This window comes from Marinifilum sp. N1E240 (assembly GCF_009295825.1).
In the GTDB taxonomy this organism is placed as follows: Bacteria; Bacteroidota; Bacteroidia; order Bacteroidales; family Marinifilaceae; genus Marinifilum_A; species Marinifilum_A sediminis.
This window is the reverse complement of record NZ_WHKF01000004.1, coordinates 206,259-218,506: the sequence shown is the minus strand read 5'-3', so window position 1 is coordinate 218,506 and position 12,248 is coordinate 206,259. Positions and strand designations below refer to the sequence as shown.

The following is a 12,248-nucleotide window of genomic DNA, read 5'->3' as shown; positions in this document are numbered from 1 at the left end:
TCCTTTAGCTTAAAAACTTTAGGGAAAACAAACGAAAAATCACTGCAATGGTTTGCAGTAAATTTATGAAAAAAAGACCTTTGGGAATAAATCCACAAAGGTCTCAACTGAATTTCAAAAATATAAAAGATTATTTTTTCAATTGGGTATCCATTAACTGCTTAGCCATTGCAGCACCTATCAGTGATTCAAGAGGCATTTTTCCATTCTTTCCTCCATCACCTGTAATCATTACATCCGGGAATTTAATTTTAGCTATTTCTTTAGCTACACCAATTGCAATTTCTTTCTCTATTTGAGCTCTTTCCTGAGGTGTTAAACCTGCAGAAACTAATTTTGCATTCTGATAAGATTCAGCATCAGCAGCAACTTTCTTAGCTGCAGATTTCAATTTTTCGGTCTCTAAAGCTATTGCAGCCAAACGCTTGTTTGTTTCCTCTTGCTTTAATTTGGTTTCAATCGAAATCAACGCTTTCACCTGCTCTTTTTCCTGAGTAACACGCTCACCAGCCTTATCTCTTTCCCCTTCGGCAACAATACGCGCCTGAGCATCTTTCGCAGTTTTAATTTTTTGTTGCTCCAATTGTCTTTTTGCCGATTCATCTCTCTGAGCTTCCAATCTTTTCTTAAAAACCTCTTCCAAAATTACATCATCAACAATAACCTGTGCTACAATAATATTATTTTCATTGATATCATGAGGAATACGGATCAATTTGCCACTAGCATCTTTTCTCTTCTTTACCTCATAACGAGTTTGAATTTCCTTTACTGCTCGATTATCTTCTTCAATTGCTGATATGATCGTATCTCTGTACTCCAACTTTTCAACACTATATGCTCCTGCTTTTAATTGGTCTTCAACTGCCACCCTAAAATCGGATGCAGAACCCGAAATATAATCCTGTGCCGCAAACATATACCCAGTATTTGATACAACCTCACGAACCGTAGGGATTAATGTATTATGAGCTAAATTTTGTAGTGATCTAAACTCAATCGCCATTTCGATAAACGATTCCTTATCTGTTGGCAATTGAAAACGAGTTGATAACTTTGCTGACGCTGTTACCTGATCGATAAATCGAATTGGAATGGGACTCATTACACCTTCGATATTATCTTTTTTTTCTCCTTTACTTACGACTTTTACATCAATGTATTTTTGCCAAGGTATGATTTTTGCAAATCCCCTCCATTTAATACCTTCTGTCATTACAGCATCTTTACCACCATTAGGATAAACAACAAAATACTGATATCCAGGTTCTGCCCAAAAAAACATAAATGGCATAATAATCATAAAGAAGCCCATAACAATCACTCCGAATGAAAAACGAGCGGTAAGTTTCGAAAATAATTGTAGCTTACTTACTAGAAATGGCTTTAAAAACAACAATACTAGTCCTAAAATAACAACGATAACTCCTAATGCAATCATAAAATTAAATGGTTTAATTGGTTTATTAATTCAATGACCAAAGTATAATTTATTTTTCAGATCAATGATATACTTATGTTATTTTTCGACAAAGTCAATTTCTCGACTTTGAATCCGCTTTTTTACATGTTTTACCAAAATAAAAAAAGCTCACCTGTAAGATGAGCTTTAATTTTAAATCGAATTAATTTATGCATAATACTCCTAAACGTTCCTAAATACAATGCTTTCACCCACAATATCAATAATTATTTCCTGTTGTGCTGTAATGATTTCGGACAGTATTTGTTTTGATAACTCATTTAAGATCTGTTTTTGTAAGACTCTCTTAATTGGTCGTGCTCCAAATTGCGGGTCGAATCCCAAATTTCCAAGAAAATAAATCGCCGATTCACTCAATGAGATACGAATATCATTCTTCGCCAACATTGCTTGAACTGTCTTAAATTGAAGTTGTACAATTCTCTTCACTTCCTCTCTTTCCAAAGGTGTAAATACAATGGTTTCATCTAAACGATTCAAAAATTCGGGACGTATGCTTTTCTTTAAAAGATCAAGAACCTCAGTTCTGACTTGCCAAAGCAATTCTCCTTTATTTTCATTTGTCATTTGCTCTATTTTTTCCTGAATTAAATGTGAACCAACATTGGAAGTCATTATTATGATGGTGTTCTTAAAATCAACCACACGCCCCTTATTATCTGTCAATCTTCCATCATCAAGAACTTGCAGAAGAATATTAAATACATCAGGATGAGCCTTCTCTATTTCATCCAATAAAACTACGGAATATGGTTTTCGACGAACTGATTCTGTCAACTGACCACCTTCATCATAGCCAACATATCCGGGAGGAGCTCCAATCAATCTTGATACAGAATGTCTCTCCTGATATTCCGACATATCAATTCTTGTCATCTGATTTTCATCGTCAAATAAAAACTCAGCTAAGGCTTTGCCCAATTCGGTTTTACCAACACCTGTAGTTCCAAGAAAAATAAAAGATCCTATTGGTCTCTTTACATCTTGCAAACCTGCTCTACTTCTCCTCACCGAATCTGCAACGGCAGTAATAGCTTCCTCCTGTCCAATTACTCTTTTGTGCAATTCATCCTCAAGAGATAATAATTTTTGGCGCTCACTTTTTAGCATTCGATTTACAGGAATGCCAGTCCATCGAGACACAACTTCCGCGATATCATCATTCCGAACTTCTTCCTTAATCAAGGCATCGGAGTTTTGATTCTGCTTCAGCTTTTCGTTTAAATGTTCGATTTCCTCTTCCAACTCTTTTAATTTTCCATAGCGGATTTCGGCTACTCTTCCGTAATCTCCTTCACGTTCGGCTTTTTCAGCTTCATATTTTAAATTTTCAAGCTCTTCCTTATTCTTCTGAATACCATCAATCACTTCCCTTTCGGCTTCCCACTTGGTCCTATATTTTATCCTTTCATCATTCAGCTCTGCAATTTCTCTAGCCAATTCATCCTGTTTTTTACTATCTCCTTCACGTTGAATGGCCAATTTTTCAATTTCCAATTGCTTGATCTTGCGTTCGATTTCATCCAGCTCTTCAGGCAAAGAATTCATCTCCAAACGTAACTTGGCAGCAGCTTCATCTATCAGATCAATGGCTTTATCTGGCAAAAAACGATCGGAAATGTAACGTTGCGATAACTCCACTGCAGCAATAATGGCCTCATCTTTAATTTGTACTTTATGATGATTCTCGTATCGTTCTTTTAATCCCCTAAGTATAGAGATAGCACTTAAAGTGTCGGGTTCCTCAACCAATACTTTTTGGAAACGACGCTCCAAAGCTTTGTCTTTCTCAAAATATTTTTGATACTCATTTAAGGTAGTAGCACCAATGGCACGTAAATCGCCACGAGCCAAAGCCGGTTTTAGAATATTAGCTGCATCCATCGCTCCTTCACCTTTTCCAGCTCCTACTAGGGTATGAATTTCATCAATAAACAATACGATCTCTCCATCAGATTCAACCACCTCTTTTACAACAGATTTAAGTCTTTCTTCAAACTCTCCTTTGTATTTGGCACCTGCGATCAAAGCTCCCATATCAAGCGAGAAAATTTGCTTGCTTATCAAATTATCGGGTACATCCCCTTTAATAATTCGATGAGCCAAACCTTCGGCAATGGCTGTTTTACCCACTCCAGGCTCTCCAATTAGTATAGGATTATTTTTAGTCCTTCGTGAAAGAATTTGAAGAATCCTACGGATCTCTTCGTCACGACCTATTACCGGATCCAATTTCCCATTTCGGGCTCTTTCGTTCAAATCAACTGCAAAACGCCTTAAAGAATTGAAAGTATCTTCTGCAGTTTGCGACACAACCTTTGCTCCTTTTCTCAATTCCTGTATTGTAGCATTAAGATCTTTTTCATTTATTCCATTATCCTTAAACAGTTGAGCAATCTGGTCTTTCGCTTTAACTAATGAAAGTAGAATGTGTTCGATAGACACAAACTGATCGCCCATTTTTCTGGATATATCAGTAGCATTTTGCAATACTGTTCTTGCATCTCTCGACAAATAAGGATCTCCTCCGCTTATTTTTGGATAAGACTCCAAAATTCTATCAAGTACTACAATAAAATTTTGGACATTCACACCCAGTTTATTCATCAAAAAACCAACAACATTTTCTCCTTCCGAAAAAATCCCTTTCAACAAGTGACCAGTTTCAATGACTTGTTGCTGATTTCCCTGTGCAACCTGATATGCTTTTTCGATTGTCTGTTGCGATTTAATTGTGAAATTATTAAAGTTCATATCCATAATAATAATTTGTAACTATCTGATAAAATATTGAAAAAACTAATCATCTACGCTACATTAATTCCTAACTCAAAATTACGCTTGATACACTTCAATTTATTTGCCATTTACCAAAAACTGTAATAATGTCTGGAAGAAGATAAAAATATCCGTCAACTTGACATATTATTGGAGATTTTCATGATTTATTTCATGTTAACAGAATTTTAGAAATTACAGACCCAATACATCTGGATATTTATATACATTTGTCAGCTGAATGTAAAAACAAAATATTATAAATATGAAAGCAACAACTACCTGGACAAAAGGCATGTCATCGATAATTACCAACAACAGAGGTCACGAAATAACAATTGATTTACCTGATGGAAAAGGAGGTGAAAATCTTGGTGCAACAGCTTTTGAAGTGTGCTTAATGAGCTACTCTGGATGTGTAAACACTATCTTCAATGTAGTCGCTAAAAAGATGAGAATTGAGTTTACATCTTTAGAAGTTGACACAACAGCTCAACAGCAAAATGGAGCTCCAACTTTTACGGATGTAGAAGTAGAGTTAAGAATTGATTCTGAAGCCAATGATGAAAAAATTAAGAAATGTCTGGAACAAACACTAAAGATGTGTCCTGTAGGAGTTCTATTTCATCAGGCTGGTGTTAACACTACATACAAAATTGTAAAAATGCAGAAAGCATAAGTTGAATACGACATACTTTCACAAATCCCTTACCATAGGTAAGGGATTTTTTTATACGATAACAAATCACATTTACGTAACAGTTAATAATATCGAAAACAGATTTTTCAAATCAATATTTGTTCTCTATTCTATAATTAACAAATCATTAACGCTGTAAAAATACCCCAACCATTGTTTAGCTGAAAAATAAAAGACTAATTTGTATTTTATTATTAAAATTAAAAAATCATGAAAAACTTATTAGTATTAACAATACTACTGATCAGCTTTACAAGTTTTGGTCAGAATGAAAAAAGCAGTATTAATGTTGGGGATAAGGCTCCATCTTTTACTGCTAAAGATCAAAATGGAACAATTGTAAAAAGTGACGACATTCTTGCCAATGAGCAATTAATAGTCGTTTTCTATCGTGGACAATGGTGTCCTTTGTGCAACAAACATCTATCTCATCTACAAGAGAATGTAGAAAAATTTAAAAAAGCGGGGGCGAGACTTGTTGCAATATCTCCTGAGATACCTTTAAGTGTTGATAAAACCATTGAGAAAACAAGTGCAGAATACTCTATTCTTTACGATGCAAACAGTAAAATTATGAAAGAGTATGGTGTTGATTTTGTTTTATCAGAGAAACTGCAAAAAAAATACAAAGAATATGGTATTGATTTGACAGTTTCTAATGGAAACGATAATCAAATGCTTCCAGTTCCTGCAACTTATGTTATTGGAAAAAATGGCAAAGTAAAATATGTGCAATACGATCCAAATTACAAGAACAGATCCAATGCAAAAGACATTTTAATGCATTTATAAAAAACATTGCGAGCTGCAGTATTAACTGTGGCTCTTTTTATACAATTCGCTTATTATGGATTCGATAATCTTTAGGCGACATTTTATAATGAGCTTTAAAGACCCTATAGAAATATCCCATATTACCATAACCACAATCAGAAGCAATTGTTTTCACAGAGGCATCGGTCATGATCAGCAAACGCGCAGCATACTTGATCTTGGACAAGTTAATAGTTTCGGTAAGCGTTTTTCCTGTGTATTTTTTAATTATCCTATTGGTATGATCGATGGATTTATTAGTTAATGACAAAAAACCTTCAATACCTTGAATAAAAACAGCAGGTGAATTGTAATTTTCCAAAGCGGATTGAAGCCAATAAGGCATTTCATTATCATAGCTTTTGTGTGATGGTTCAATTATTTCAAAAATAAACAGTAGTAATCTATCCAATTGAATGTACTCCCTACTTTGATTGATTACCTGATCGGCTTTCCTACATAATAAACTCAACTCTTCAGCAGGAACTCTAAAACTAAAAGGCAAATAACTCTTGCTCCAAAAATACAAGTTCGTTTCAGGAAAGTATCTGTTTCTAAAATAATCTAATGTCGAGCTTTTAAAAGCCAGATTAGTAATGGTTAATCCTTTAGCCGTTGATTTAGCAATAAAGGTATGCTTGTCTTCAGGACGAAGCGTACATAAATAACCTGGAAATATTTTTACTTTCTCTCCATTAATCAAATGATATCCCTCTCCTTCTTCAATCCAAAAAATTTCGGCATAATCATGCGTATGCATTTCAATATCTCCTTTTGAACGCAATGTGACTCGTGCCAAATGAAACACCTCCTCGGAATTGGACAGGAAAGAATCCAGATTAAACTTCATAATATCTTGGAGTATTTTATACACGACAAAATAGAATATTTATTCAAAAATAAAAAGGGATTGTATCTGAATACAATCCCTCATCAAAAACGGTTCTTTATGTTTATTCTAAACCTAAATTCTTTTTCACCTTTTCAGGATCAAAGGATTTTTTAGCAAAAGGATGTGCTTCTGTATTAAACACATAATCATCCAAATTAAAAACTCCTGTTTCTTCTGTAAAAGTCAAGTACAGATATTTCAACGTCTCTGCAAAAAAGAAGGTTGGCATGTAATCCTTTTTCTCCATTGTTCTAACATCATTCACCGATGAAAAAGCAATTTCAGTTCTACAATATTTCTTAATATCTGACCAATACTGATCAACCATATTGTAATATTTTTTCTTACCTGTTATGTGATATAAATAATATGCAGATTCAATAATTTCAGGATTTAAATCGTAAACAGGATAAGTTGGTTCTCCTTGTTTGTAATCATAGATCATAGGTTCTAAACCATATTTATTCCAAAGTCCATTCCAGGTATTCTGAGTTTTTTCTGCTCTTCTTACATCACCATCCAAGGCTAAAATTGACTGGAAAAATGCATCGTACAAAGTTACAATACTAGCAAATTGTCTTCCTGAATGCGAATCGATACAATCGCGAGTGCCTGTGTGCATATTTACACGACCATACCACAATGTTAAATCTGTTTCTTCTGCTACATGTTTGTTGATAGCATCAATACTTTCATCCCACATTTTTTGTGAATCCTTATCTCCGAATAGCAACATACTCTTATACAAATATTCGTAGTATGAATCGGCTCCTGCGCAAATGTGGGAATGATCGTTTAACCATTCGCCTGTTTCCACATCAATTAAATCAGCCACCAAATTCAATTCAGAACGCCTCTCCCAAATAGCCAAATTTGCCTTCTTTGCAGTTTGATAATAAATAGGATTACCAGTATAATAACTCAAGATTCCCAACTCAAACATGTAAGAAGCAGCTTCAGCCAAATTAATTTTAGCACCTTTAGTTTCTCCAGTTTTCAAATTCACCCAGTAATATGGAATCCCTGTTGGAGAGTCGAATGCTTTCAACATTCTTTTTCCAAAATCTTCGGCTTTTTCAAGTATCCTTGGATCAGGATTGTATTCATACATTGCCAACAATCCTCCCATAATTCGAATATTGACCTCGAATGTTTTAACAAACAAATCCTTATCCCAAGTGATACTATCGATCAAATAATTTTCAACTTCCTTAGCTTGCTGATCCAATCCCATAACTTTCATGGTACTGTAGGCATCAATAGGCGAAATATGTAAGGATTCTTTGTACCAATCTTGATATGATTTTGATAATGGTAATAATACATCATGTCCCCAAGCGTATTTCTTATAAGCTTCCCAAGATCGTACAAACTCATTTTTAACTTCCTCTGCTAAAGGACTAATCTTAATCTCTTTATTTTTTACATCCTTTGTCTGACAAGCAGCAATTACGATAGCAAAAAAAATTAGCAAATAACTTAGCTTCTTCATTATAAATTCAATTTTATTCTTTGTCAATTCTCTCAAATTTAAAATTAACAGATATTGCAATTTTGTCAATAAATTCAAATCTTCCTCAAAAATACGATACCAAAAAATGAAGAAATAATACAAAAAAGACTTTTAACGTGAATTTAATACACTAGAGCGATATGATTGCTACTATTGGTGATTTCAAAATCAAAAAAAGGTTGATACACGATCAACCCTTTTGTAGTAATATTATTTCTGACGTTTTCGGGTAATACGAATATGTCCTTCTGGTAAGATAGTAACCCAGAATATTTCAATAAGAAGTATTGCTCTGCGCAGTAAATCAAAATACAAAGAGAAATAAAAGATGATTGTAGTCAGCCAAATGATAATAACATTGAACCAAAAAGTATCAATTAAAAAATTACCGAGCCTCTTTTGAGATGCGAAAAAATGTGCTCGCCCATTCTTATAAATAGGCGTCTGAAAAACTGGATCTTTTAGCTGAATAAACTCTTCTTCATACTTTATAAGCTTATTGATTTCTCTTCGATTTAAAACAATCTGCTCAATGGCTTCGTTATGGTAATCTTGCTTGAATTCAATCACTTTATTACGATCCCCCAAGCTATTAATTAGACCACCAAATACTTTATCACGTTCATTCGATTGAGTTTTATATTCAGCCCAACCAGCCTGTTTTATTCTATCTAACCATGCATTTACTTTTTCCTCTGAATGACGCAAAGCAATTCGAGATATTTCAATATCCTCAGGAAGATTATAGATATTCGATAGTTTACTCAATTCATTTTTTATCAATCGAAAATCTTTTTCATTCTCTTTTTTTAACCATGAATTATAAGTTTGTTTCAGAGAAGGAAGCAAGAATGATGAGCGAAAAGAGACTTCACTCATTTTTTGTTCATATGGAAAAAATTGAGATTGAAAATCATTGTTCTTGAACTGCTCTACCACCAAAGCTTCATAAGCCCAACGAGATGTCATTAAATCACCAACAATGGGCACATACTTTTGAGTTGTTATTGCTGGGTGAAGTTTATTAAAACTAACAATTACACCAGAAAACAACAGTTGTGGCACCAAAATAAATGGAATGGATACATAAACTGCAACAACTGAATTAAGACCTGCCGATAAGTTTAATCCAATTAGATTGGCACAGGCAGAAGCTGTATAAAGAACAAGCCAATATTCCATACTAAGATCTTTGATCTCAAGAATAGTATTTGCAAACAAAACAAATAAGAAGGTCTGAATTGCTGATATAATGAGGAGTATAATGACTTTGGAATTCAAATAACTGGAGCGGCTTAAATTAAGAAACTGCTCTCGTTTCATCATCCTTCTATCATGCAGAATTTCCTCAGCGGATATGATTAAGCCTAAAAATAAGGCTACAACCACAGCCATAAATATAAATGAAGGGATGTTCTCATTCTTCGAAAAGACATAAATAGGATGATCAACATCTGCCCCACTGATATATTTTGTAAAATATCCAAGAATAACAGCCAATAACGGTGCTTCCAGCAAGGTTATCAACATGTATTGTCGATTGCTTAACTTTGATTTTATATCTCTCGACAAATATATCTTTAACTGATCCCAACGCTTCGGAATACTAAAATAGTTTTTAGGAATAAGCTTCTTACGTTTTGGTTTAGTAACCTTTGTTTTATTTTCTATATTCTCCTGATACAATTCATACCACTCCTCGGAGCTTCTCTTACGTTTACGAATTTGCTTGCCATACTCGTTCATCATACGAGCTTCAATAATCCGTAAAATTTGCTCAGAACTTACGTTACCACAAGTCAGGCACTCACTTTCATCAGCTTTTACATAGTGTGATTGCGTTTTAAAATAAACAACCGCATCAATAGGATTTCCAAAATAAATTACCTTTCCCCCCTGATCCATCATCACCAATTTATCAAGCAATTTAAAAATATCGGAAGATGGTTGATGGATATTACAGATCACAAGTTTTCCTTTTAAAACCTGTCTCTTTAAAAGAATCATCACCTTTTCAGAATCCATACTTGATAAGCCCGAAGTAGGTTCATCTACAAAAAGTACAGATGGTTCTCGCATCAATTCTAATGCAATATTCAAGCGCTTACGCTGACCACCGCTAAGAACTTTATTAATCGGATCTCCAACTTTAAGGTCACGAGCCTCAACCAAATCAAAATCTTCAATTGTTTTATCAATGATCTTCTCTATTATTTCATCAGAAGTATCATCGAAACACAATTTAGCATTGTAATATAAGTTTTCGTATACAGTCAGCTCTTCAACTAATAAGTCATCTTGAGGAACATAACCGATAACTCCTCTTAATTTTTCCTTATCGATATGCAAATTGTAACCATTGATAAAAATCTCACCATTCTTTAGTGGAAGATTTCCATTCAGAACATTCAAAAATGTGGACTTCCCAGTTCCACTTCCTCCCATTACTCCAACCATTTGACCTGATTCCATTTTCATGCTAACAGGTTGCAAACCATTATTTGATCCAGGAAAATTAAACTCTACTTCTTTAGCAATAAATTCAATATCTGATAAATTTCTTCTCTCAATAAACACCGACGAAATCTGTGAGTAATAAATCGGGTCAATTCGCGGACTTCGAACCACAGATCCAAACGAAAGAATATAGCCCCTATCCAATTTCACATTGTGCCCATTCAAAAAGAGGTTATACTCTCCAAAATACTTCATGATTAAAGTATTTGTACTTTCTAGGTGAAGAATAAATATTCTCCCACGCAATCGAGGACTATAGATATGCTTGACTACCTCATGTTCCCAATTTTCATTGTTATCAATTAGGAGTAAATGTTCGTTGAATGGAATTGAGTACTCATCTCCAATTAAAAATTGGCGACCATATTCAAACTCGTGTTTGGGAATACGAAATGATTTAGATACAGTCTTTACAAAATCAAGTTCTTCAGGACCTGTGAATTCTGTATCATCTATAAACTCTAGCAATTGAAGCATCACCCAGACCTTTTGTTCCTGTTCAGCCTCTTCAGCTAATTTCAAACAAATATTTGCAACTTGTTCATGCTTTTTACGCAATGAATCTTTATTTCCATCCTCGTAATACGATTCCCTCAAAAAACGATCAAAATTTTCAAGATAGTGCTCAATCCACTCTTTACTAAACTGTTTCTGAAGCCAACTGGCAACAACATCACGTGCCGCCATCTCAAAGCCAAGCTTTTGCTCATCAACAATAATGGCAAAAAGTCGCATCAAGGCATTCAGTAAGGATTCATTCATGAGGTAAAATTAGAATTATTGGTGCTAATAGTCTTGGTTTTCTGATAAGGCACTAATTTAGACAAATTACTTGAGCTATGGAATAAAACATTTTTACAAAAAAATTAAATAAAAAGCAGTTCTAGCTAATTTTTTTTAGATTTTTCTAAAAAACATTTCCTCCAACGAATCGTATTTAATCATCGATAAAACACAAAATACAACTGTTTAACCCCCCTTACCATATTGGTTTTTAATCTTTTTTAACACTTCTTATCATGAGTTAACCTTTGATTTTCATACCTTTGGTAATGTACTACAACAAGTAGTATTTTTCATAGATTAAAGATTTAGGTTAGTAATTAGTGGTTAGAGAGAATCCCGGACGCCCGTTCGGGATTTTTCGTTGCTATAACTTTTAATAAAGTACTATTAACTCTTCTTTTATAATCCTTTAACATTTATTTAATCCACTTAACTGTTTTACCGACTACATTTGTACCATACAAAACAGTAAAACGTTTTTTCATAGATTAGATTTAGGTTAGTAAATAGTGGTTAGAAGAAAAGCCTGGGTGGGGACCCAGGCTTTTTCTTTGGAATAAACTCAAGCATCTAAAACATACATTTATAATCCTTTAACATTTATTCAATCCACTTAACTGTTTTACCAACTACATTTGTATCATACAAAACAGTAAAACGTTTTTTCATAGATTAGATTTAGGTTAGTAAATAGTGGTTAGAAGAAAAGCCTGGGTGGGGACCCAGGCTTTTTCTTTGGAATAAACTCAAGCATCTAAAGCATACA

General features: G+C 34.0%; 7 protein-coding genes. 2 read left to right on the top strand and 5 right to left on the bottom strand.

All coding sequences use genetic code 11. The features are described 5' to 3' along the window. Window positions 1-130 precede the first annotated feature (130 nt). A complete protein-coding gene (locus GCQ56_RS12385) occupies window positions 131-1,441 on the bottom strand; it encodes an SPFH domain-containing protein (protein ID WP_152734787.1) in 1,311 nt (436 codons plus the stop codon). 204 nt (window positions 1,442-1,645) lie between these two features. Beyond that, window positions 1,646-4,237 (bottom strand): ATP-dependent chaperone ClpB, encoded by a 2,592-nt coding sequence (clpB, locus tag GCQ56_RS12380; protein ID WP_152734786.1) that lies wholly within the window; start codon window positions 4,235-4,237, stop codon window positions 1,646-1,648. Window positions 4,238-4,526: 289 nt separating this feature from the next. Between clpB and GCQ56_RS12375 the strand changes: the two genes are divergently transcribed. Beyond that, window positions 4,527-4,940, top strand: coding sequence for an OsmC family protein (locus GCQ56_RS12375; RefSeq protein WP_152734785.1), 414 nt, complete (start codon window positions 4,527-4,529; stop codon window positions 4,938-4,940). Between the two features lie 231 nt (window positions 4,941-5,171). Continuing rightward, window positions 5,172-5,753: a peroxiredoxin-like family protein gene (locus GCQ56_RS12370; RefSeq protein WP_152734784.1), complete on the top strand. Its 582-nt coding sequence runs from the start codon at window positions 5,172-5,174 to the stop codon at window positions 5,751-5,753. 37 nt (window positions 5,754-5,790) lie between these two features. Here the strand turns inward: GCQ56_RS12370 and GCQ56_RS12365 are convergent, their stop codons facing one another. The 3 genes from GCQ56_RS12365 to GCQ56_RS12355 form a co-directional block, all read right to left on the bottom strand. After that, window positions 5,791-6,624, bottom strand: coding sequence for an AraC family transcriptional regulator (locus GCQ56_RS12365; protein WP_152734783.1), 834 nt, complete (start codon window positions 6,622-6,624; stop codon window positions 5,791-5,793). A gap of 103 nt (window positions 6,625-6,727) precedes the next feature. Continuing rightward, on the bottom strand, window positions 6,728-8,158 hold the full coding sequence (locus GCQ56_RS12360) for a glycoside hydrolase family 47 protein (RefSeq protein WP_152734782.1): 1,431 nt from the start codon (window positions 8,156-8,158) through the stop codon (window positions 6,728-6,730). 231 nt (window positions 8,159-8,389) lie between these two features. Further along, complete coding sequence (locus GCQ56_RS12355) at window positions 8,390-11,458, bottom strand: ATP-binding cassette domain-containing protein (RefSeq protein ID WP_152734781.1); 3,069 nt, start codon at window positions 11,456-11,458, stop codon at window positions 8,390-8,392. Window positions 11,459-12,248 lie beyond the last annotated feature (790 nt).